We start from the raw sequence: 22,836 nt of genomic DNA, 5'->3' as shown, positions 1-22,836 counted from the left end.
ATAATATTATTCCTTTGACTTCCCTGTTGTTTTTCCAATATCCTCCGGCATTTCTGTTTCAGATTCTGCCATTTCTTTTTTGGAAAATCTAGGTTGAAGGATCTTAGCAATAAGTCCTGTCCAGCCCGTCTGATGAGAAGCTCCTACTCCACGGCCGTTGTCTCCATGAAAATATTCATAGAACAAAATATAATCTTTAAAATCCGGATCGGTCTGAAATCTTTCATACTGTCCATGAACTGGGCGTTTACCATTTTCATCCTTTAAAAAAATCTTGGCAAGTCTCTTGTTTAAAGCATCTGCAATCTGGTCCAGGCTGGAATAATTACCACTTCCCGTAGGATATTCCACTAAAAAATCCGGGCTGTAATAAAAGAAAAAACGCTGAAGACTGTCAATAATAAGGAAGTTGATCGGAAACCACACCGGACCGCGCCAGTTGCTGTTTCCACCAAAAAGTCCGCTATCACTTTCCGCAGGGGTATATTTTACGCTGTAATTCGTATCATTCAATGTTAATGTGTAAGGATTGTTCTCATATTCTTTGGATAAAGCTCTTACTCCGTAATCACTTAGAAATTCATCAGGATTCAACATCCGGTTTAACAGTCTTTTCAGACGATGTCCCCGAAGCAGAGACAAAAGGTGCTTGGAATCCTGCCCTTTCACTTCCCATCTTGAAACAAGAGAAGCCAGTTCAGGTTTATTATCCAGTACCCATTTCATTCTTTTCTTGAAATTGGGAAGATTTTCAATCATTTCATCATCGATGACCTCAACGGCAAACATCGGAATTAATCCAACAATTGTTCTCAACTTCAGATACATATGTGTTCCGTCGCTGGAAGTTATGGCATCATAGAAAAATTCATCCTGTTCATCCCAAAGACTGAAGTTCTCATCACCCATATTGTCCAAAGAATGAGCAATAGACAGAAAATGTTCAAAGAACTTCATGGCCATTTCTTCATACACCTTATTGTAAAGGGCCAGTTCCAGGGCAATTCTCATCATATTCAGGGCAAACATAGCCATCCAGCTTGTTCCATCGGACTGCTCCAGTTGTTCCCCGTTGGGCAAAACAGAATTCCGGTCAAAAACCCCAATATTATCAAGTCCCAGGAATCCTCCTTCAAAGATATTATTGCCATTAAGGTCTTTCTTATTAACCCACCAGGTAAAATTCATCAATAACTTCTGGAAAGCACTTTCCAGAAATTCCAGATCGGGCTTATCTTTTAAATATTCATCAATTTTAAATACCCTGAAAACCGCCCAGGCATGTACGGGTGGATTCACGTCGCTTAAGTTCCATTCGTAGGCAGGCAGCTGACCGTTGGGATGCATATACCATTCAAACAGGAAAAGTTTTAGCTGATGCTTTGCAAAATCCGGATCTATCAGGGAGAAACTGATGGTATGAAATGCCAGATCCCATGTTGCATACCATGGATATTCCCATTTATCGGGCATTGAAATGATGTGTTCATTGTTAAGATGCTTCCAGTCATAGTTTCTTATGGTTTCACGGGACTTTGGCGGAGGCATTTCGGCAGGATCACCTTTCAGCCATTTTTCAACATTGTAGTGGTAAAACATTTTATTCCAAAGCATTCCGGCAAAAGCCTGTCTCTGAACCAGTTTTTCATCTTCCGAAGCAATTCCTTTCTGGATTTCTGCATAAAACTCATCTGCCTCTTTTTGTCTTTGTTCAAAAAGAATATCGAAATCTTTAAAAGGCTCTCTGACCTCCTTATCTGAAAGCCTGAATTCAAAGACTTTTGATTCTCCAGCTTTAAAATCCTCATCAATAAAGAAAGATGCTTTGGTTCCTGTATTTTGAGGATTCACAGACTGAGAATTTCCCGTCATCACAAAATTATTGATCCCGTCTTTACAGTATTTTGACTCATTGGAAGACTGGTAAAGCCTTTCATTATTGGTTTCGTTGTTACAAAATAATGTTTTTAAAGATTGTTTTGCATAGACATTTTTAATCTCGATATCTTCATGATTGATTTTAATATGATCCGCATCTTCAGCAGACAATTGTGGTCTATAATCATCATATCCCCAGTTCCAGGTATTCCTGAACCAGACAGTCGGAAGAATTACCAGAGACGCTTCTTTTTCAGATTTATTGACTATTGTTAGTCTTACAAGGATATCATTCTGACTTTCTTTTGCATATTCAATAAAAATGTCAAAGTATTCATTGTGATCAAAAATCCCGGTATCCATCAACTCATATTCCGGCTCCTCTTTCCCTCTTGCTGCATTTGTTTTTATGAGATCTTCATATGGAAAAGCATTTTGAGGGTACTTATAGAGCATCTTCATATAAGAGTGCGTAGGGGTGGAATCCAGATAGTAAAAATATTCTTTCACATCTTCACCGTGATTTCCCTGTCCGTTGGTGAGTCCAAAGAACCGCTCTTTCACCATTTTGTCCTTTTTATTCCAGAATCCTACAGAAAATACAAGCTTCTGGAGATCATCACAGATGCCGCATATTCCTTCTTCTCCCCAACGGTAAGTTTTGGCTTCTGCGGTGTCATGATTGGTGTAATTCCATGCATCTCCGTTTTCACTGTAGTCCTCACGAACAAGTCCCCATTCACGGTTACTGACATAAGGTCCCCATTTTTTCCATGAAACATCTGAAATTCTCTGTTTTTCCGACATAAGCGATAATTATGAGTAATGAGTAATAAGCAATGAGTAATATTTAATTCCGTTTCAAACTCTAAGAACAACCTCAAAAACTTTAAACTTGAAACTTTAAACTTGAAACCTCGAACTTGAAACGTTGAATTCCCCTATCCTCCCGTAGAAAAACTCTCAAACGTAGTCATTCCACCATCCACAAAAATGCTGGTTCCGGTGATGTAATCTGCAAGGTCACTCGCAAGAAATGCGGCTAAATTTCCGATATCCTGCGGTTGCCCGATTCTGTTATAGGGAATAAGAGTAAGAAGAGAATTGAGGGCTTCCGGAGTGTTCCATGCATTCTGGTTAATTGGTGTCTGGATCGCACCCGGGCAAATAGAATTGACACGAATTTTGTCTGCCCCATACTCCTGAGCCAATGTCTGCATCAGCATTCTGATTGCCCCTTTACTGGAAGCGTAATTAGCGTGACCCGCCCACGGAATAATTTCATGTACTGAACTGATATGAATAATTTTTCCACAGGCAACAGACCTTGAAGGATCTATTCCCCTTCTCAGAAATTCTTTAATGGCTTCTCTGGCACAAAGAAATTGCCCGGTCAGATTGACTCCTATGACTGCATTCCATTGATCCAAAGTCATTTCAGTGAATTTTGCATCCTTTTGAATACCTGCATTATTGACCAGAATATCTACCGTTTGGAATTCAGAAACAACATCCTGAAACATCCTGACTACCTGATCTTCTTTGGAAACATCACACTGGTAGGTTATTCCTTTACCTCCTGCATCCGTTATTTCTTTTAAAACAGCTTTAGCTTCTTCTGTAGATCTTTCTGAAGAATGATTAACAATGACTGTTGCTCCAGCTGCTGCCAATGATTTTGCAATTCCTGAACCGATTCCACTGGAAGCTCCTGTGACAACTGCCACCTGGTTATGAAGTGATATTTCCATATTTTGTAATTTGATCTTACTCAAAGTTATGGAAAGATATCAGCAGATAAAAAATTAAGCTTTTAAAATTTTATTAAAGTTTTTTATACATCAGATATTGAGGTCCGCTTCTTCCAATCCTCGTTTTACCATCATAAATATATCCTGCCTGAAGATAAATATGGTAAGCAGATTCATTTTTCTGGTTGACAGCCAGTACAATTTCATCGCAGGTATTGAAATGATTCCGGACAAAAGTACCTACTTCATGCATTGCCGCTTTTCCAATTCCTTTTCCCTGCAGCTGTGGATTCACGGATAGCGAACGAACTAAAACAGAATTCTCATTATCCGTAAGATCTAATTTATCTTTTCCAAAATCAAGGACAAAAAAACCTACAGGCAGATCATTTTGAAATATCGTCACTGGAAATGCGTCATCATCATCCCGTTCGCTGATGCTTTGTAAGGCCTGCTGAGCAGTTGCTGTAAACCTCATCTGATTTTCATCCAAAGCATAACTGACTCCGGAAAGGTCTTCTGGTTTAAAGAATTCTAAATGTATCATAATATTAGTGATGGTAAATATCTTCATACATTACCCCAGCACGGATTTCCACAGGAAGTTTATTCTCCTCAGGAACAATAGGGCAATTGTAATCATAAGCGTTGTAAGCACAAAAAGGATGATAGGATTGATTAAAATCAAGCACAATGGTATTTCCTTTCGGGATTTTAAGATCCATATATTTTCCTCCTCCGTAGGTTTCTTTTTCATTGGTAGCATCACGGAACGGAAGGAAGAGATAGTCTTTGTATTTTTCCTGTTTAATCAAATCCAGACTCTGGTATAAAGTAACGGTATAAGGTTTTCCATCCAGTGTAAAGGTTGCTTTTCCATATTCCTGATAAGACTTTGTTTTTCCTGAAGACGTAGGAAGATCAAAGGGTTTTGTATCTTCTGATTTCACAAATTGCGCAGTAACTCTGTATTTAGCATCGAATGGAAAGAAAGGATGCTCTTTAAAATTTTTAAAATTATCACCCCGTAACGGCGTTTCTTTTGGATTGAGGTATTCGGCATTAAGTTCTTTCTGAAATTTCTGCACTTCTTTCTCTTCTTTTGACATCTTTTTTTGAGAAAAAAACCATAGTGGAAGCAGTAGAAAGAGTATGATATATTTTTTCATGAATTTAAAATTATAAGTAAAGCTATGAATTTTCATTCCAACAAAAGTTAAAATTGTAATAAAAAATATAATCTGTTTTAAATAAAATTAACCTCTGATAATCTAGCATACTTTTTGAAAAACAAAGCTCATGGACAGAAAAAGCTTCATAAAGACCAGTGTTCTGGCAATATCAGGATTTTATTTTCTTCAATCTGAGTTATTTCATGCTGCAGAAAGAAGAAACAATCAGATAAAGGAATATCATGATGTTCCGATTGTTATTATTGGCAGTGGATACGGAGGTGCTGTATCTGCCCTTCGTCTGTGTGAAGCCGGAAAAAAAGTAGTACTGCTGGAAATGGGTCTCAACTGGGAAAAAGCAGGAATTCCGTTTTCCAATCTGCTGAAACCTGGAAAAAGTTCTGCATGGCTGAAAAGCAAAAGCATTGCTCCTTTTATGAATATTTTTTCGCTAACTCCTTTCACCGGAACATTGGACCGTCTGGATTTTGATCATATTAAAATCTGGGTAGGAAGAGGGGTTGGCGGAGGTTCTCTGGTGAATGGCGGAATGGCTGTCACTCCCAAAGAAAGCTATTTCAAAGAGGTTTTCCCTGATCTTGATGCTGAAAAGTTTTATAATCATTATTTTCCTCTGGTACGGGAAGAACTTAAAGTCAATGTGATTGACGAGCAGTTTCTGAAAGACTGTCCTTATTATAAATTCACCCGGGTAGGTGAAGAAGAAGCACATAGAGCCGGATTTAAAACCATTCGGGTTCCCAACGTGTATGATTTTAAATACATGGAAAAAGAATTCCGGAATGAAGTGCCCCGCTCAGCTCTTAATACTGAGGTGATCTACGGAAACAATCACGGGAAAAACAGTTTAGATAAAACCTATCTCAGAAAAGCGATGGAAACCGGAAATTTAGAAATTCTTGATCTTCATCGTGTCCAGACTATCCAACTGAATGATGACAAAAGTTATACATTGAATGTCCAGCAAATTGATACTTCCGGTGCTTTGCTTACTGACAAAGTCTTTACCTGTAAAAAACTGATTCTTTCTGCAGGAACGATGGGCACTTTACAACTTCTGTTACAATCTCATGCAGAGAACGGATTTCCCATCCATGAAAAGATTGGTAAAAACTGGGGAAATAACGGAAATTTTATGACGGGAAGAAACTGGGTGAAGCCTTTGTCTGGTGGCACCGGAGCAAAGCAATCCACTATTCCGGTAGGAGGAATTGATAACTGGGATGATCCTGAACATCCATTTTTCACAGAAATAGCTCCTCTGCCTATGGGAATGGATGTGGCCACCGCTTTGTATCTGCTCATCAACAGGGTGGATAAAAAAGGAGAAGTTGCTTACCACAAAGCCAGCAAGTCACTGACATTAAACTGGAATGAAAGCAATACTATCAAAATGAAAGAAAATGCCCAGTATTTTATCCGGAAAATGAATAAAGCCAATGGCGGCACCAGAAGCCATCTTCTTTTCGATAATGGTTTTGGGGCAGATATTTGTTATCACCCGCTTGGCGGGTGTGTTTTAGGAGAGGCTACCAACGAATATGGAAAACTCAAAGATCATGAAAATCTGTATGTACTGGATGGATCTTTAATTCCGGGAACCATTGGCGTGAACCCGTTTGTAACTATTACGGCCATTGCTGAATATTGTATTGAAAATCTTATCAGGCAGAATGAATTTGCCTGAAATTAAGACATTGTCTTCACTTCCATAAGGTAATTTCTGATATCTTCCTCCAGCTTTACCGGATAGATAAAATGAAGCTTTTCCGCCAATGAAATCCCAAGCTCATGTACTAGATCTGCATAAGCAAAGAGTGCATTCCAGTTTTCTTCAATATTGCTTCCTGAGAAAGTTTTTTCCACTTTATTCCATAGATCAACGGACAGGTATTTTTTGAAAAGCCTTCCGTGTTTATTGGTTGTGATATTATTCCAGTCCTGATTTCCGGCAATATACCATTCAATCAAAGGGACAAGATAATCTGTACGAAGAATATTTTCAGACATAAATTTGGCGTAAAAAATATCTCCACGCTTCAGGCACTTTGCCACATAGGTCGTATCCCACCAGAAGTCATTCATCAGCTGCTGAAATTCTTTTTCTGAAGGTTTCTGAATCATGATAGACTGATACGTTGGTGGCTTCAGGTTTTCAGTCAGCTTATCTTTATCTATTAAAACTTTGTATCCTACGTCCCAGTCTTCAGGAAGGTTTTCTTCTTTAATCTCTTCAATAAATTCCGCTACCTGATAGAGTTTAAAGTCAACCTTCACATGATCTTTGTACAATACCATTTTCATGGCATGCTTTCCGTCAAAAACGCTGTCATCTTCCTCAATCATGGAAATAGGCTCACCAAAGAGTCGGATCCATTCATTTCCGGATTCATAAGAGGTTCTGTTTTCAAAAACAAGTTCTACATCAAGATCACTGAAATCGTCTACGGGTGCATAAGGATTTACCAATGAGCTGGTCAGGAGAACAGCACGGATATCAGGATTGTTTTCAGCCCAGTGAATAATCTGCTCCAGCTTTTCTTCCCTTCCTTTCATATTAATAAGATTCTGATATTTTCACGCGATATACGTCGGAAGAATTTCTCTTGATTGATTCTACAAAGAATCCTCCTTCCTCAGGAATCACTTCTTTCAAATCAAAACTTTTGCAGTCTTTCGGGAGGCCTGAAAATATCAGGGTAAACCAAAAGTCTTTCATAAAGGGAACCGGTGTCCAGTATGGGGAAATTGAAATATTTTCCGCATGAATCATTTTGCTCCTGTGCTCAGACTGATTGTCAAAAAGATAGGTCGAATGCCAGATTCTGATCAGGTTTCCTAAGAATGGAGATGCCGGAAAGCAACAGTGTACAATAACCTGCCTCTCCTCTTCTGTTTTCGCCTGAAGAGATTCAAGGAGTTCCTTGGCAATGACTGGTTTTACAATGACTTCTTCCACCTTTTTATGAGTAATAAGTAATGAGCAATGAGTAATAGTGTTTATTACTCATTGTTCATTATTGATGTTAATATTCTAATTCTAATTTTTCTTTGGTATAATTTCTTACTTCATGGGTCAACTCTGGATTCTCAGCCAGTTTTTGTCCGTAAGAAGGAACCATTTCAAGCAGCTTTCCTTTCCATTCTCCATGTAGTTTTTCCGGGAAGCACTTTTCCAGCACATTCAGCATGGCATATACTGCTGTGGATGAAGCTCCTAATAGAGAAGCAATTGTTCCGCTCTTGTTTACGACCACCTCAGTTCCGAATTCCAGCTTACCCCCTTCTTTTTCATCTTTTTTGATGATCTGAACTCTCTGTCCTGCTACTTTCAGTTCCCAGTCTTCTTCTTTAGCATCTTTGATAAATTCTCTCAAATGCTGCATTCTCTGAGACTTCGTCATGGCAACCTGCTGGATCAGATATTTCGTTAGTGGAATATTATGCCACCATGCTCCGAAAAGTGATTTCAGGTTTTTGGTATTGACACTTTCAGGAAGATCGAGATAGCTTCCTTCTCTTAAGAATTTGGTTGAGAATCCTGCAAAAGGTCCGAAAAGAAGGGCTTTTTTACCATCAATGATTCTAAGATCCAGGTGTGGAACAGACATTGGCGGAGCATCTACCGTAGCCTGTGTATATACTTTAGCATGGTGTTTTTCTACCAACTCCTGATTGTGGCTTACCAGCCACTGGCCGGAAACCGGGAATCCTCCGTATCCTTCACTTTCCTTAATATCTGAGCTGTCCAGTAGCGGAAGCGCATAGCCTCCTGCCCCGATGAATACAAAATCTGCCACCACTTCCTGTTTGTGGCTGTGGATTCTGTCTTTCACTTTCATTTCCCATTTACCGCTTTCTCTCGGGCTGATGTCTTTTACTTCATGGTATAAGAAAACCTCTACATTGGAATCTTCCAGAAGATGTCTTCCCATTTTTCTTGTCAGTGTTCCGAAGTTCACATCCGTTCCCATATCCATCTTCGTGGCAGCCATTACTTCAGACTGATTTCTTTTGCTCATCACCAAAGGAATCCATTCTTTCAGTTTTTCATGATCGGTAGAAAACTCCATTCCTGAAAAAAGGACAGATTCTGCCATCTTATCATGACGTTTTTTAAGATATTCAGCATCTTTTTCTCCGAATACCAGACTCATGTGTGCACAGGAATTGATAAATTCTTTGGGCTCATGAATATATCCTTTGGTAATCAGATAAGACCAGAATTGTTTTGAAATTTCAAACTGCTCTGCAATGCTTTCTGCCTTGGAAATATCAATAGATCCATCTGGTTTTTCAGGGGTATAATTTAGCTCACAAAAAGCGGAATGTCCTGTTCCGGCGTTGTTCCATGCAGCTGTACTTTCTTTGGCAAACCTTCCGAGTCTTTCGAAGATAGCGATTTCAAGATTTGGATCAAATTCATGAAGCAGCGTTGCTAAAGTGGCGCTCATGATTCCGCCGCCTATCAGTACAACGTCGTATTTAGGTTTCGGTGTTCTGCTTGTAAGCGATTGTGACATAATTTTAAAATTTTACTTCAAATTTCGGGAAAAGTTTTAAAAACCGGAACGATTTTAACACGTTATTTTTTCGCTTAAAACACTTATTGAGTACACAACAAAAAACCATGGAAAATTTCAATAAAGTACCATTGAAATGATTGATAATGTAAAATATTTTTTGATGAAAATGTTAATTTTTTATTTTTTTAATTCACTGAATGGTAATTAATTGACCCATTTTTCAGGAAGAAAATTTAATAAAATTTTAAGTTTATTTAAGTTCATCATATTAAATACTGTAACCATAACTATTTACGCCCTTAAACTTTTTCAACAATAAGTGATAAATAATTACATTAAATACATAAAATATCACATTTTATTGAAAAATATTCAGTTTTATAAACGAAATCACACACATACCACATTGCATAACTGTTTTTTTTATGTACCTTTCAATTGATTTAATACCTATTCCAACAAGTATTTAATTAAAATTATTTCATAAACATACTAAAGATGAGAATTATTAATTTCGTGAGTACACTGTTCGCGACAATGGGATTTGCCCAAAGCGGAAGTGTAGGAATCAACACGTCCACCCCGGACCCCAGTGCTATTCTGCACATTGAGAACTTCAGTGGAACCCCAGCCACAGCTACCGCCACCATTTCGGGAGGTGCTGTTACCGGGATTACCATCAATAACGGCGGAAGCGGTTATACTTCAGCACCAACAATTAATTTTTACGGAGGTGGATCTGTCGTCAACGGAGGTTCAAAAGCCCGTGCTACAGCAGTTGTTTCCAATGGTCAGCTAACTGGTATAACGATAAACAACGGAGGTAGCGGCTATACTACCGCTCCTACGATAACTGTTTCCGGAGGCAATAAAGGAGTATTGTTTCCTAACCTGAATATTACCAACCTTACTAGCACAACGAGCCCTGTTGCCTCTCCTGCCAACGGACTTATTGGATTCAATGGAGGAACTAACAGCAACAACAAGGCTCTTCATTTTTTTAACAGCAGTACCAATTCATGGCAAAGCACAATTGATGCACAAAACACACCCAAGGTTGCCTATCTTGATTTTACCGGATCATTATCTGCTCTTGACAATGCGATAGCCGGTGCCAGCACTCAGCTTATGGTTAATAATCCTGCAGTTTCCGGGGTATCCAATATCAGCGGATTTAAAGTACTTCCGAACACTTTCGGAGGATATTCCCTGATTCTTCCCCAGGGAAATTATCTGGTAGAGGTTAACCTGAATTTAAACTCACCGCAGGAAAGCCCATCGGGACAGGGAGGAACGGCCCCACTTTCCGGGAGTACTTATTACCTGATGGGGTATTTTATAGATTTTATCAACGATACCTATAATAATACGACGAACAGTTTTACTGCAGGAAGCGCTACAAGGAAAGAAGTTCCTATTGTTTCTAAAGTCAGTACCAACCATCTTGCCACCTGGTCCTATTATTACACCGTTCCTGCTAATGTGAACGCCAATATTATAGGAGGATTAAGATTAAATCTCGGAAGAATGCAGAACAGTACATTCTATGATCTTGTGAATGTAATTCCTACCGGCTCCTATATTAAAATATCTCAGTTATAAAAAAACAATCAACATATGAAAAAAAGTTATATCCTGCTATTATTGATCATAGCTCACATCCTATATGCACAGGTTGCTATTGGGAAAACCTCGGTAAACAGCTCAGCCGTTCTGGATGTTTCGCAGACCGCCGGTAAAGGAGTACTTCTTCCAAGAGTGGATATTATCGACGTTTTGAACAATACCTCTCCGGTAAATAATCCTGCAGAAGGACTGGTTGTTTACAATAAAGGAAACTCCATCAGTCCCGGGCTTTATATCTGGAAAAACAATAGGTGGACTCAGTTGTCTGACACCTATAATCTGGTGGATTATATGATGCTTCAGCGCACGTCTGACTATGCAATACTTGGAGGTTTTGCGAACGGTACTTACAAAAATTTCAGCGATGCCGCATTTACTGTTGTATCCAATGATATCGGAGCTTTATACAATACTTCTACAGGAATTATCACACTTCCCGGGAACAGCGGTTATCTGGTGAATGTATGCCTGAACATCAGAACAGCTCTTGAAAGTACTGCTGCCGGAATCGGGGGAACTTCTGTTCATCTGCATCAATATCTTGTAAAGCTTATTGATCCGTCCAGCGGAAATCAGTATGGTAAAACAATCAGTATCAATGCCCAATCGATTGCCAGTAATAAGACCCATACCCTGAATATGAGTTTCTCTTTTGTGACTACTTCAGCAGCTCCTATTCTTTTAGTTCCTGCCATTGCTCATGATGCGGGAGGAACTTACCAGAACGGATCCGGAGGAACAACGCCTAATAACGGAGAAATCATCATCACGAATGCTAAAGTTGATATTCAAAGATCAGCCCTTAATCAATAATCAATTGCACAATGAAAACATCTATTTACATAATCTGTATGATACTGTTAAGCATTTTCTCAAATGCACAAGTTGGTATTAATACAAACGCTCCCAATGCGAGCAGTGTTCTGGACATTAGTTCTTCCAATAAAGGCGTTCTTTTTCCACAATATGATCTGCTTGTTCTGAACAGTACCTCCACTCCCATTGCGAATCCTGCAGACGGGCTTATTATCTACAATAGCGGAGGAGCATCTACTTTTCCGAAAGGATATTATGTTTGGGTAAGAAATCAATGGCAGCGTATTGTGGTTTCCGGTTCTGAACCTCAGATCATGTCTCTGTTGATCAGTCCGGGGGTACTTATTCCTACCGGAAGCACGAATAATACATTGGGAAGTTTTACGGTAACTTCAAATAAAATTACAGGAGCTTCACTAGGAGCGGATAATTCAACGATTACCCTGCCTGCCGGAACTTATATTGTACGGTATTCTGTGGATTCCAGCAATGCGAATAATAATAACGGTACAGCTAACACACAGTATCTTTCCCAGAATTTCACCTGTACCCGTTCTTATCTGATTAATTCTGCTACCAGCGCAACCATTACAGAAACCAACAGAATGTGCCAGCTGTCAAGCTCTTTTACATTTTTCCAGGGAAGTTACTTTTTAACATTGGCAGCTCCAACAACGATCCGTCAGAAGTTTGAATTTGATACAGGAAACGGTTTTACTGCCAGTAATCTTAATGTAAGATCATCATTATCACTTGTCATTACCAAGATGAGTCTATAAAAAAAACTTAAGCATGAAAAATGCTTAAGTTTCATTATTTATGTTTAACAGGACTTAATTTTTAAGGTCCTGTTTTTTTAATTCAATTTTGCGGTCAGTTTTTTAAACTGCTTTTCAGCATTTTTACCTTCATACAAAATAGCATATACGGTATCAATAATCGGGAGTTTAAGGTTTTTCTGTTTCGCAGTCTTATAAATGGAATCTGCTGCGTAATATCCTTCTGCTACCATGTTCATAGACTGAATGGCAGACTTCACGGTATATCCTTTTCCGATCAGGTTTCCAAGGTTTCTGTTTCTAGAGAAAAGTGAATACGCCGTTACCAAAAGGTCACCCAGATAAGCACTTTCATTCACGTCTCTTGGTGCCTCATAAATCGCCTCCAGGAATGTTTCCATTTCACGGATCGCATTGGAAACAAATACGGCTGTAAAGTTGTCTCCATATCCTAATCCACTTGCTATTCCCGCTCCGATGGCAAAAATATTTTTAAGAATGGCGCTGTATTCATTTCCTAAAATATCTTTGCTTGTATGAACTTTGATAAAATCTGAACTGAAGATTCCTTCAAGTTTTTCAGCAGTCTCATCTTCTACGGCCGCAATAGTGAGATAAGAAAGTCTTTCCATAGCCACCTCTTCTGCATGACAAGGACCTGCAATAACGGCCTGATTTCTGAAACCAATTTTAAATTCATCACGCAGATAGTGCGCTACCACGTCATTTACTTTAGGAATAATTCCTTTAATTGCTGAAATAAAGATTTTATCTGAATAATCACAGGTCATTTTATCCAACATATCAGACAGATAGATAGACGGTGTTGCCAGAACAATAACATCACAGGCAGTAACCAGTTCGTTAATATCTGTTGTCAGTTTTAAACTTTTAAGATTAAAATGGGCAGCCGTAAGATAAGTCGGGTTATGTCCACGAAGCTCAATAGCTCCTTTTACAAATTCATTTCTTACACACCAGTGTACTACTTTGCAGTTTTCAACAAGCATTTTTACAATAGCGGTTGCAAAACTTCCGCTTCCTACAACTCCTACAGAAATATCCTTTTTATTCTTTTTTGGATTCGAAGATTCTGAAATAATTTTCTTTTTAGCCATAATTGGAATGTGAACTGCAAAGATATTAAAACAAAGACGTAACGCGGGCTTTGAAACTATGATAAAAGCCATTTTCTGAAAAAATTAACACTACAATACAATTAAATAGCTAATTAGCCGTTAAATACAGAAAAAACTGAATTTTAATTAAAAATAACTCACAAAGCTTATTTTTAATTAAATTTGCAGCTTCAAAACCGTTTTAACTTACTAAGAGAAGAAATATGAAAAAATTTCTAAACAGCAAGAAGAACGTAAACATTCTCCTGGGAGGACTTTTACTAGTAGTTTTTGCACAAGGTGTATTCATTGCGAAGCTCTTTTCTGAAAGAGATGACAAAACCTACGAAGTAAACCTTGTAAAAATAAACACTGAAAAAGACAGTGTAGATTATTTAAAAATGAAAACTGATCTTACTCTTGTAGATCAAACCGTTGCTCAACTCAACTCCTTCCTGAAGTCCAAAGACATCACTAATGAAAAACTAATGATGCTCAACCAGGACAGTATCTCCAATTCTATTTATCTTTCCAAACAGGCTAACCGATACAGCCAATATCTGATGGATCTTCAGAAAAAACTAATGCAGGTTCCATTAGGAATGCCTACTGACGGATATATTTCCTCTAATTTCGGGATAAGAAAAAATCCTATTCCTTTCAAAACTGTTTTTGCTTCGGTAAGATCAAGTGCAGCAACAGAGGCAAAACCAACAGTAGTGGCAGCTGCCAAGCCTGAAGTAAAAGCTGAACCTGTGGAAAAAGTCATTGAACTTACGGACAGCTATGGAAATAAAAGAGAAGTAAAAGTTATGGTTACCCCAAAAGCGGCTCCTGTAGCTGCAACTTCTGCTCCTGCAACGACAACAAAAGCTGCTTCGGGAACACCTGCAACTAAAACTGCTGTGGCTGAAAAAAACAATCCACCTGCTGAAGCTGATCAGATGCAGTTCCATAAAGGGCTGGACATTGCTGTTGCCTATGGCTCTGATGTAAGAGCTGCTGCTGCCGGAACAATCATTTTTTCCGGACAAAAAGGAGGCTATGGAAACTGTGTGATTGTTTCTCACGGAAACGGACTGGCTACTTTATATGGACATTTATCTCAGCTTGTTGCTAAAGTAAACGAAAAAGTAAAAGTAGGTCAGGTCATTGCAAAATCCGGAAATTCCGGGCGCTCCACCGGGCCTCATCTTCATTATGAAGTACACAAAAACAATACTCCGATTAACCCGAAATTGTTTATGAATCTATAAAAAGAAAACTGTCTCTTATGAGGCAGTTTTTTGGTTTTAAAAAATAGAGTATTCATTTAAAGGCCTTTTTTAAACACGAAGAACACGAATAGTTTCACTAATATCACGAATCACGAATATAATTTTCATGATCATAGATCTGCATAATCTGAAAATCTGTGAGAGGTAATTTTAACGCAAAGTTTTTAATTTGCTTTCTTTTGAGTCTAAGGAGGCAAAGTTGGAATCAGCAAGCTGATTTAACGAAGCGTTGAGGATATTTCATTTTAATTGATATAAAAAACAGCTGCATTGGCAGCTGTTTTTTACTTTAAGATTTTAAGCGTTCCTTTCGGGTGGGTAAATGTACCGTCCGGACCAGCAATATTCGAATAGATGATATTTTTATTATAATCCTGAATATGGGTTACATTGAAACCAAGATGCGGCTCATGCCAATAGACCATAAAAACATTTTTTGCTACCTCTACAGCAGTATATTCTACGGTATCTGTACTGTTTTTTGAACTTCCGGCTGTTCCTGTGAATGTCATGGTTTTATTATCTTTAAAGTCGAGAACGAATTTTACTTCTCCAAAGTCCACTTCCACTTTATGTCCGATGGCCGGATAGGGTGATTTAAGATCCCAGTCCATTTCTTTAAGATAAACCTTTACTCCCATTTCCAGTTCTTCTTTTCCTGGCAGATCAGGGTATTTTTTTACCATAAAATCTACAATTGCAGATGTAGTTTTGTTTTCAGTAACTGCCTGTTTATAATTTTCCAGATAGTTTTTCACAAAATCAAGAGATTGTGGTGATGTGGAAAGTTCTCCAAAATGAGAAGGAATAACTTTCTCCGGTTTCAAACCTTTCATAGCATCAATCTGTGCTATCCATTGATCGATTGCTTTTACATTCTGAGTATCTGCCATCCAGAGATGTGAACCAACAGAAACTGAAATCCCGCCTGCAATGGTTTTGATGGACGGAATCCAAAGAAAGCTATGGGCAGGATCTTCAGGATTTTGTCTGATTTCAATTTTGTTTCCTTCAAGATCAGGAATCGAAGTAACTGCTTCAGGAACTATAATTTCTGATGGGGCATCTGCCTTCAGCTGTGGTTTCCACACTCCCATTTTATCATCTTTTGAAGCTGATATCAGGTAAGCAGTCTGCGCTGTTGAAATAATTTTAGCATTAGGAAAAGCTTTTTTAATCACATCCAATCCAAAATAGAAATCCGGATCGCTGTGAGAAATAAAAACGGTTTTCAGGTTCTTTCCTGTTGCTTTTATTTCTTTTACCAGCTGTTCTGCATATTGTTTCTGAAACTGAGCATCTACAAGTACAGCATCTTTATCTCCATAAATAATGGTAGAGGTAATGGGAAAAATAGCTTTTGTTCCCGGATTATACACTTTCACTTTAAGATTCCCGGCAAATATGCTGATGAATCCCAACAGTGCCACTAACGACCATAATTTTTTTTGTATCATTTCTGTTCTTTTATCGATTAGTAAGCTGCTGTGAAACGTTCACGGATATGGTTATTCTGTTCCAATTCATCTACCAAAACTACGGCTACGTCTTCCACAGACAGACGACTTCTTCCGTTTTCATCAAATACAGGAGTTTCCAATGAAGTTCTGTACTTCCCTGTTCTTTCTCCTACATTGGCCTGGTTCATTTCGATGGCAGGGCTGAAGAATGTCCAATCCAGCGTATTATTTTCTTTGATTTTGTTTAAATAATCTCTTGCTGCCGTAGCACCAGGTTTGTAAGCTTCAGGGAAATCAGGAGTATCCACGATTTGTACATTATCCGGCGTGTAAAGGCTTCCTGCCCCACCTACCACGATCAGTCTTTTTACGCCAGACTGTTCTACAGCTTTTTCAATATTCTCGGAACCGTTTAAAAAATCATTGTAAAGATTAGGGTTGGTCCATCCTGCATTGAATGTACTGATTACGGCATCGCTTCCTTTCAATGCCTCAGCCAGTTCATTGACATTATTTACATCAACACTTTTTGCAGTTACATTTTCCTGTGTTTTCACTTTTGATGCATCTCTTACCAATGCTTCCACCGCATATCCTCTTTCTGCTAATTCTGATACTACGTGTGCTCCTACAAATCCTGTTGCACCGATTACTGCTACTTTTTTCATAATGTTTTATTTTTAATTAAATTGTAATAAAATTTGTTACATTTAAGATGAAATTTTTTTATTCGAACTGGTCCGTAAATTCCTGTAATGACTTGTCTCCTAAAAAGTTTACCACCAATTGATCTGTTTCTTCAAATAATGTATTTAAATGATTGTTGATCTCCTTTCCAACACTGCATGCAGGATTGGGATTCTGATTTTTTTTGCCTAATACTTCTGTATTTTTTACTGCTTTATAGATCTCGGAAATAGTGATCATTTCAGCATTCTTTGCAAGCTGGCTTCCTCCCTCTTTTCCCTGTCTGCTGATAATCAGACCTGCTTCTCTCAATACGCTGATTTCCTTTCGGATAATCACCGGATTCACATTGATACTACCGGCCATCCAGTCAGAAGTAAGCCACTCCTGAGGGCTTTTCGCCAATAATGTCATTATATGTACTGCCGTAGCAAATCTTGTATTGTTCATTGTAATTACTATGCAAAGATATACATTTTTTAAATGTAACAAAATTTATTACAGTTAAATTTTTCTTAAAGGATTAATTTATCCAGATCAAGGAGCAAATAATTGATGTTTTGATTGATGGTACGGGTTGCCGACTGCATCTGATTCAGCATGGCTGCACGGTTGTGGAGATCATCTGCCCTGTAAAAACCTCCATCGCTGAAGATTACAGACTTATCTGCTGTTTCTTTATTGTCATCAAACTGGTAATGCAGCCACCTCTGTTTCATATTTCCGATAATGGAGTGTTCTTCTTTATTGGAAAACTTTTTCTCTGTATACATATACCAGATAAAGGGTGGAAAATTGGGTGATTCCAGTTTTTCTCTCCAGATATCTCTTAAAAGGTTTCTCTGGTGAATAAACTCTACCTTTTTTCCTTTTGGATTAAGGGTTGCCAGTCCAAACCCTGCTCCCAGAACCCCTCCGCCTATATCGATGGCATTACTCCAGCCTTGATCATGTACAATTCCGCCTGCTATGGAAGCTGCTGCTCCTGCAACGATTGAATATAAAATAAGCTTGTTATTTCTTGATGAATTGAGATTATCTACATAATTTCCAATCTGGGCTACTCTTTCCCCTTCACAGTCAAATTCTGCAGCTACAGCATCCAGTTCCGTAAGAGCAATCGTTATTTTGCTGTTTATTTTTGTCTTTAACTGTAAAACTTTAACCTGAGAAGCAAGGGATGAATCCTTTTTAAGATCAATAATATCATGAACCTCATCTAAATTATCCAGTGCATTTAAGATGAGGATACTCTGATCAGAAAAGACCTCTTTTAATTCTTTATTGGCTGCTAAGATAGAGTCCGAGTTATATGACGGAAGTTTATTGCTGTAGTTATATTTGAACGGCGCTTTACAATAGCTGTCTTTCAGCGTGAGAATATTCTGCTGAATAGCCTGATTCTTCCTGGAAACACAGGAAGTAAGAAGCCCGAAAACAATTAAAAGGTAAAAAAGTTTTTTCATACAGTCCTATTTTGTGTTGCGCGGACATATTGTAAAATCATCTCTTTTTTCTGCTTCATTCTACAATTCATCAATACGAATATAGTACAAATAAAAAAATTTACCTGAAATCAGGTAAATTTTTAATCTATTTTTAAGAAGGATTATTTAATATCCAGCAATTCAACCTCAAAAACAAGTGTACTGTTTGGTCCGATTTCTTTACTGATCTCCTGATCGCCATACGCTAAGTGTGGAGGAATAATTAATCTCCACTTGCTTCCGACAGGCATCAGCTGAAGCGCTTCCGTCCATCCTGAAATCACTCTGTTCAAAGGAAAAGATGCAGGTGTACCTCTTTTTACAGAGCTGTCGAATACTTTCCCGGAAATAGTAGTTCCGTGGTAGTGGCACTTTACAGTAGATTTAGGTCCTGGTTTTGCACCGTCACCTTCTGTAATGATTTCATATTGCAAGCCGCTTGGTAACTGCACAACGCTTTCTCTTTTACCATACTCTTCCATATATTCTTTACCATCTTTCAGGTTCTTTTCTGCTAATTCTTTTTTACGTTTAAATAACATATCTGCTACTCCCATATTATAATTTTTTACAAAGATAAGGCTTTTTGGGTTTGGAAGATGAGAGCACGATGCGGGAGGTTTAAAAGCCAGAAGTATTTTCCTTTCAAACAAAATGACTTTAATTCATTCTCATTAAAAATAAATAAACACTAATAATCAACAAGTTAAATAGATTATTTTTCACTATTCATTAATCATATTATCTTACATTTCCTTATTTTCAAACATCTTTTCCACAAAATTCAAACAATTGTAATACTTATTTAACACAGATTTCGAAACTTGGCGTTATAATTGGATTTTAAAAACTAAATGCCAAATCCATTAAAATATAATAAGAAGTTTGATGAACTGAATGAAGAGGAAAAAAAACTTCTGGAACTCAATAAAAAAACAATTGCGGATTTTGTTGAACAATCCTCTTCCATCAGTGATGTCAATTATGCTACCAGGAATGCCCATGCTAAAACGTATGCGGCAGCAAAGGGTGCATTCTGGATAGAACCCGATATCCCGGAATCATTGCAGCCCTATTTTGACAAGGAAAAGTTTGATCTTACCATACGTTTCTCTAATGCTCAGCTGAAAATTAAAAATTCAAAAAAAGATATTCCGGCTTATGGCTTTGCTGTGCAGATCAAAGATGAAAACGGTGGTCTTCTTGCCAATTATCCATTGGTGAATTTTCCTTTATTTCCTATCAATTCGGTTTCAACTTTTTTGAAATTGTTTACTGCGGTCAACAGATTTTACATTAAAAAATGGAACAGTGCTTTTACTGTATTGCTTCAGATCATTAAAATAATTCCTTCACTGTTAACAGGTGATATGATTCGTAATATGATCAAACTCCTTCGTAAAAGAAATGATTTTATTCTTTCCTTCGACTATCATTCTATAGGAGCGTACCGGCTTGGAGATCATATCATCAAAATAAAGCTATCTCCTCAATCTGTGGATAAGAACATTGGAAAAAAACAAAAGGTGAAGGATTCTTTAAAAAATTATCTGCAAACCCATGACTTTACTGCAGATGTCCTGATACAGATATGTTATGACCTGAAAGACCAGCCTGTCAATAAACTGAATGTGGAATGGAAAAATGCGCCTTTTATTAAAATCGGAGAAGTAAAAATCGAAAAAGATTCTTTGCTGGATTCCCGTAACTGCAACACTGAACTTCTTTCATTCAATCCTTTTGAGAGTAAAATCTTTTTTCAGCCTGTAGGAAAAATACAAAAGCTGCGTGATGAAGCCTATAAAGTTTCTGTGCAGACCAGAAGGAAGATTAACAAACTGCTGCATGGAAAAAACAGTTAAAATAATGATGAATTATAAGTTATAAATGATGAATTTTGAGGGAAGCTATAAAGATTTTATCTAAAAAAGTATTTCTTGGAGTGTCATTCTGAACACAGGCTGAAAGTCTGCGAACGCAGTTCAGAAATGTAGTGAAGAATCTCATATCATTGGTTATTAATAAGATTTTTCCTTCGTCAGAATGACATAGGTCCAATTATATAACTTCCGGTATAACCTCTACTATTTTATCTGAACTTTCGGTCTTCTTCCTGGATAGCCAGATCATTGATGCTTGCGTATCTTTTCGCCATCAGTCCGTTCTCATCAAACTCCCAGTTTTCGTTTCCGTATGCTCTGAACCAATTTCCTTCTTTGGTCTGATATTCATATTCAAAGCGGACAGCAATACGATTTTCTGTGTGTGCCCAATATTCTTTCTTAAGCTTATAATGAAGCTCTTTTTCCCATTTTTTCTGAAGAAATGCTACAATCTCTTCTCTTCCATTCACAAAGGTATCTCTGTTTCTCCATTCGCTATCGATGGTATATGCTTTGGAAACCTTTTCAGGGTCCTGACTGTTCCAGGCATCTTCTGCCAGTTGAATTTTTTCCAGTGCCGTTTCAAGAGTGAAAGGCGGAAGCGGATGTTTCTGTTCCATAACTTAATGTATTAAATTGGTGGCTATTTTTTTTGATTTTTCAATGAGTTCATTGGATTTGAAAAGCTGGCTTTCTATGATACTGCTTTCAAAAAGCATGTAGATATGATCGGAAAGTTCATCATCATTCAGTAATTCTGAAAAGAAGTTTCTGAGATCGGCTTTATGAGATTGAATAACAGTCAGAATTTTGGTATTATCCATTGGGATCTCAGATAAAATATTCAAAAAACTGCATCCTCTGAAGTTCTCTTTTCCGTTCATATAGACTAAGAAATCGAAAGCATTGATGATCTTAGATTTTGAATCTTTTTCTTTGGCTAAAAAGGTATTGAGTTCACCAAACCAATATTCATGTCTCACCTTCAGAAATTCTACACATAGATCTTCTTTGGATTTAAAATATTGATAGAAACTGGCTCTGGCTACTTCTGCTTCAGAAATAATCTGGTTAATTCCGGTTGAGTTATAACCCTGTCTGGCAAACAATTGAAATGTAGTTTCTATGATTCTTTCTTTTGGAGATTTCATTGCTTTTCTTTTCTGGAACAAAGGTAGGAAAAAAAACAAAGAACAGACCAGTCTGTCTGTTTTATTTTGAAAATATTTTTGAACCTATTCTTATGAGAATTTTGGAAAACGCAAAGTCGCTAGATTTATATAAAAATGTTGTATTAAGACGCAAAGATTTTATCTCTGATAAAATTGAGTATCGCTAATAATATGATTCTGAATGATGTTGATAATCTGATTCGCTTTATCTTAAACCTTATAGGTTTTTGAAACCTATAAGGTTTACATCTTAAAAATTCAACGTTGCTGAAAATCTTACATTGAGCGAAGTCGAAATGTTCTCACGCCTTAAAAAAGCACAATATTTACCCTCTTTGCGCCTTTGCATTTTTCCAAAAAAAGATAAACAAAAAAGCCTCCAGAAATAAATTGGACTGCCCCCAAAAAGTTAGACACTTTTTAGGGGCATTTTTTTATGTATAGAAAAGAAAAATTTAGCGTTGCTTTTAAATTAGAATGTATTAATCTTCACAAAAATTCTCATCGTTCAATTAAATCTATAGCAACAGAGAAAGGATTTAATGAAAGCAATCTGCGCAAGTGGATTGGTTTTTATAGCAAGTACGGAATCTCGGGACTATACCCGCGAAAAAACATGAGCTATTCCCTGAATTTCAAGGTTAAAGTTCTAAAAACCATCGAAACAGAACATATCTCACAAAGGGAAGCATGTATCCGATTTAATATTGCAGCTCAGTCTACCGTGTTGAATTGGCAAAGGAATTACGAAAAAAGTGGTATTTTAGGGTTAAAGAACAACCCCAAAGGAAGACCCGGCATTATGAGTGATTACAAACGTAAAAAAAGAAAGTCTGATAAGCCATTGACCAGAGAAGAAGAACTTTTATTGGAAAACGAAAGGCTTCGAGCTGAAATTGATTTTCTAAAAAAGTTAGACGCCTTAACTCTCAAAAAGAACAAGCAGAGGCCATCGAAGGATTAAGGCGAAAATATGATCTGTCACTCCTGTTGGATTGTACAGGCATGGCCAGAAGCAGTTTTTATTACCATCAGAAAGCTCTTGACAAAAAGGATAAATATGGAGAAATAAAAACTTTGATAAAACAAATTTATCATAGACATAAAGGTCGGTTTGGATACCGTCGTATTACTCTGATTATGAAACAACAAGAAATTGTAATTAATCATAAAACGGTATTAA

General features: G+C 37.5%; 23 protein-coding genes and 1 pseudogene. 9 read left to right on the top strand and 15 right to left on the bottom strand.

What is annotated here, in order from left to right:
- Window positions 1–6: 6 nt before the first annotated feature.
- The 4 genes from DDF69_RS10095 to DDF69_RS10080 all read right to left on the bottom strand — a co-directional run bounded on the left by DDF69_RS10095 (window position 7) and on the right by DDF69_RS10080 (window position 4,798).
- Window positions 7–2,685, bottom strand: coding sequence for an MGH1-like glycoside hydrolase domain-containing protein (locus DDF69_RS10095; RefSeq protein ID WP_114820688.1), 2,679 nt, complete (start codon window positions 2,683–2,685; stop codon window positions 7–9).
- A gap of 134 nt (window positions 2,686–2,819) precedes the next feature.
- Complete coding sequence (locus DDF69_RS10090) at window positions 2,820–3,629, bottom strand: glucose 1-dehydrogenase (RefSeq protein WP_114820687.1); 810 nt, start codon at window positions 3,627–3,629, stop codon at window positions 2,820–2,822.
- A 73-nt stretch (window positions 3,630–3,702) separates the two neighbouring features.
- Window positions 3,703–4,176 carry a GNAT family N-acetyltransferase gene (locus tag DDF69_RS10085; protein WP_228411960.1) on the bottom strand — a complete coding sequence of 158 codons (474 nt, stop codon included), beginning with the start codon at window positions 4,174–4,176 and terminating at the stop codon, window positions 3,703–3,705.
- A 4-nt stretch (window positions 4,177–4,180) separates the two neighbouring features.
- Window positions 4,181–4,798, bottom strand: coding sequence for a DUF1684 domain-containing protein (locus DDF69_RS10080; protein ID WP_114820838.1), 618 nt, complete (start codon window positions 4,796–4,798; stop codon window positions 4,181–4,183).
- 130 nt (window positions 4,799–4,928) lie between these two features.
- Between DDF69_RS10080 and DDF69_RS10075 the strand changes: the two genes are divergently transcribed.
- On the top strand, window positions 4,929–6,509 hold the full coding sequence (locus DDF69_RS10075; protein ID WP_114820685.1) for a GMC family oxidoreductase N-terminal domain-containing protein: 1,581 nt from the start codon (window positions 4,929–4,931) through the stop codon (window positions 6,507–6,509).
- Window positions 6,510–6,511: 2 nt separating this feature from the next.
- Here DDF69_RS10075 and DDF69_RS10070 read toward each other — a convergent pair whose 3' ends face one another.
- From DDF69_RS10070 to mqo, 3 genes are all read right to left on the bottom strand, one after another.
- A complete protein-coding gene (locus tag DDF69_RS10070; protein WP_114820684.1) occupies window positions 6,512–7,378 on the bottom strand; it encodes an AadS family aminoglycoside 6-adenylyltransferase in 867 nt (288 codons plus the stop codon).
- A 1-nt stretch (window position 7,379) separates the two neighbouring features.
- A complete protein-coding gene (locus DDF69_RS10065; RefSeq protein WP_114820683.1) occupies window positions 7,380–7,781 on the bottom strand; it encodes a hypothetical protein in 402 nt (133 codons plus the stop codon).
- 67 nt (window positions 7,782–7,848) lie between these two features.
- Window positions 7,849–9,345, bottom strand: a complete 1,497-nt coding sequence (mqo, locus tag DDF69_RS10060) for a malate dehydrogenase (quinone) (RefSeq protein ID WP_114820682.1) — start codon at window positions 9,343–9,345, stop codon at window positions 7,849–7,851.
- Between the two features lie 501 nt (window positions 9,346–9,846).
- On the opposite strand from mqo, the gene DDF69_RS10055 reads away from it, so the two are divergent.
- The 3 genes from DDF69_RS10055 to DDF69_RS10045 are packed head-to-tail and all read left to right on the top strand — an operon-like array spanning window position 9,847 to window position 12,569.
- Window positions 9,847–10,950 (top strand): hypothetical protein, encoded by a 1,104-nt coding sequence (locus DDF69_RS10055; protein ID WP_162800899.1) that lies wholly within the window; start codon window positions 9,847–9,849, stop codon window positions 10,948–10,950.
- A gap of 15 nt (window positions 10,951–10,965) precedes the next feature.
- Window positions 10,966–11,787, top strand: coding sequence for a hypothetical protein (locus DDF69_RS10050; protein WP_114820680.1), 822 nt, complete (start codon window positions 10,966–10,968; stop codon window positions 11,785–11,787).
- Window positions 11,788–11,825: 38 nt separating this feature from the next.
- Window positions 11,826–12,569 (top strand): hypothetical protein, encoded by a 744-nt coding sequence (locus DDF69_RS10045; protein WP_114820679.1) that lies wholly within the window; start codon window positions 11,826–11,828, stop codon window positions 12,567–12,569.
- Between the two features lie 77 nt (window positions 12,570–12,646).
- On the opposite strand, the gene DDF69_RS10040 is transcribed toward DDF69_RS10045, so the two are convergent.
- Window positions 12,647–13,687 (bottom strand): NAD(P)H-dependent glycerol-3-phosphate dehydrogenase, encoded by a 1,041-nt coding sequence (locus DDF69_RS10040; protein WP_114820678.1) that lies wholly within the window; start codon window positions 13,685–13,687, stop codon window positions 12,647–12,649.
- Window positions 13,688–13,911: 224 nt separating this feature from the next.
- Here DDF69_RS10040 and DDF69_RS10035 point away from each other — a divergent pair, with 224 nt between their 5' ends.
- Window positions 13,912–14,943 carry a M23 family metallopeptidase gene (locus tag DDF69_RS10035; RefSeq protein ID WP_114820677.1) on the top strand — a complete coding sequence of 344 codons (1,032 nt, stop codon included), beginning with the start codon at window positions 13,912–13,914 and terminating at the stop codon, window positions 14,941–14,943.
- Window positions 14,944–15,248: 305 nt separating this feature from the next.
- Here the strand turns inward: DDF69_RS10035 and DDF69_RS10030 are convergent, their stop codons facing one another.
- The 5 genes from DDF69_RS10030 to DDF69_RS10010 form a co-directional block, all read right to left on the bottom strand.
- A complete protein-coding gene (locus tag DDF69_RS10030; RefSeq protein WP_114820676.1) occupies window positions 15,249–16,421 on the bottom strand; it encodes an MBL fold metallo-hydrolase in 1,173 nt (390 codons plus the stop codon).
- 17 nt (window positions 16,422–16,438) lie between these two features.
- Entirely contained in the window at window positions 16,439–17,092 is a 654-nt protein-coding gene (locus DDF69_RS10025) for an NAD(P)-dependent oxidoreductase (RefSeq protein WP_114820675.1), read from the bottom strand.
- A gap of 58 nt (window positions 17,093–17,150) precedes the next feature.
- On the bottom strand, window positions 17,151–17,561 hold the full coding sequence (locus tag DDF69_RS10020) for an Rrf2 family transcriptional regulator (protein WP_076596660.1): 411 nt from the start codon (window positions 17,559–17,561) through the stop codon (window positions 17,151–17,153).
- Window positions 17,562–17,626: 65 nt separating this feature from the next.
- Window positions 17,627–18,577, bottom strand: coding sequence for a hypothetical protein (locus DDF69_RS10015; RefSeq protein ID WP_114820674.1), 951 nt, complete (start codon window positions 18,575–18,577; stop codon window positions 17,627–17,629).
- A gap of 143 nt (window positions 18,578–18,720) precedes the next feature.
- Complete coding sequence (locus DDF69_RS10010; protein WP_051934256.1) at window positions 18,721–19,155, bottom strand: FKBP-type peptidyl-prolyl cis-trans isomerase; 435 nt, start codon at window positions 19,153–19,155, stop codon at window positions 18,721–18,723.
- A 297-nt stretch (window positions 19,156–19,452) separates the two neighbouring features.
- Here DDF69_RS10010 and DDF69_RS10005 point away from each other — a divergent pair, with 297 nt between their 5' ends.
- Window positions 19,453–20,460, top strand: a complete 1,008-nt coding sequence (locus DDF69_RS10005) for a catalase (RefSeq protein WP_114820673.1) — start codon at window positions 19,453–19,455, stop codon at window positions 20,458–20,460.
- A gap of 227 nt (window positions 20,461–20,687) precedes the next feature.
- Here the strand turns inward: DDF69_RS10005 and DDF69_RS10000 are convergent, their stop codons facing one another.
- Together DDF69_RS10000 and DDF69_RS09995 are read right to left on the bottom strand one after the other, a co-directional pair.
- The gene (locus DDF69_RS10000; protein ID WP_114820672.1) at window positions 20,688–21,101 is read right to left on the bottom strand and encodes a DUF1348 family protein; all 414 of its coding nucleotides are present in this window, start codon (window positions 21,099–21,101) and stop codon (window positions 20,688–20,690) included.
- Between the two features lie 3 nt (window positions 21,102–21,104).
- Window positions 21,105–21,632, bottom strand: a complete 528-nt coding sequence (locus DDF69_RS09995; RefSeq protein ID WP_114820671.1) for a TetR/AcrR family transcriptional regulator — start codon at window positions 21,630–21,632, stop codon at window positions 21,105–21,107.
- 457 nt (window positions 21,633–22,089) lie between these two features.
- On the opposite strand from DDF69_RS09995, the pseudogene DDF69_RS22515 reads away from it, so the two are divergent.
- From DDF69_RS22515 to DDF69_RS22510, 3 genes and pseudogenes are all read left to right on the top strand, one after another.
- Window positions 22,090–22,254, top strand: a pseudogene (locus DDF69_RS22515) (transposase); the annotation flags it as partial.
- Window positions 22,255–22,269: 15 nt separating this feature from the next.
- Window positions 22,270–22,617, top strand: a complete 348-nt coding sequence (locus DDF69_RS09985) for a helix-turn-helix domain-containing protein (protein ID WP_228411923.1) — start codon at window positions 22,270–22,272, stop codon at window positions 22,615–22,617.
- Between the two features lie 41 nt (window positions 22,618–22,658).
- The coding region (locus tag DDF69_RS22510; RefSeq protein ID WP_162800873.1) for an IS3 family transposase at window positions 22,659–22,836 on the top strand (178 nt) is incomplete at its 3' end.

It is taken from the genome of Chryseobacterium sp. KLBC 52 (assembly GCF_003347605.1).
Lineage (GTDB): Bacteria > Bacteroidota > Bacteroidia > Flavobacteriales > Weeksellaceae > Chryseobacterium.
Note: the sequence above shows the minus strand (reverse complement) of the source record. Positions and strands in the feature narration are given on the sequence as shown.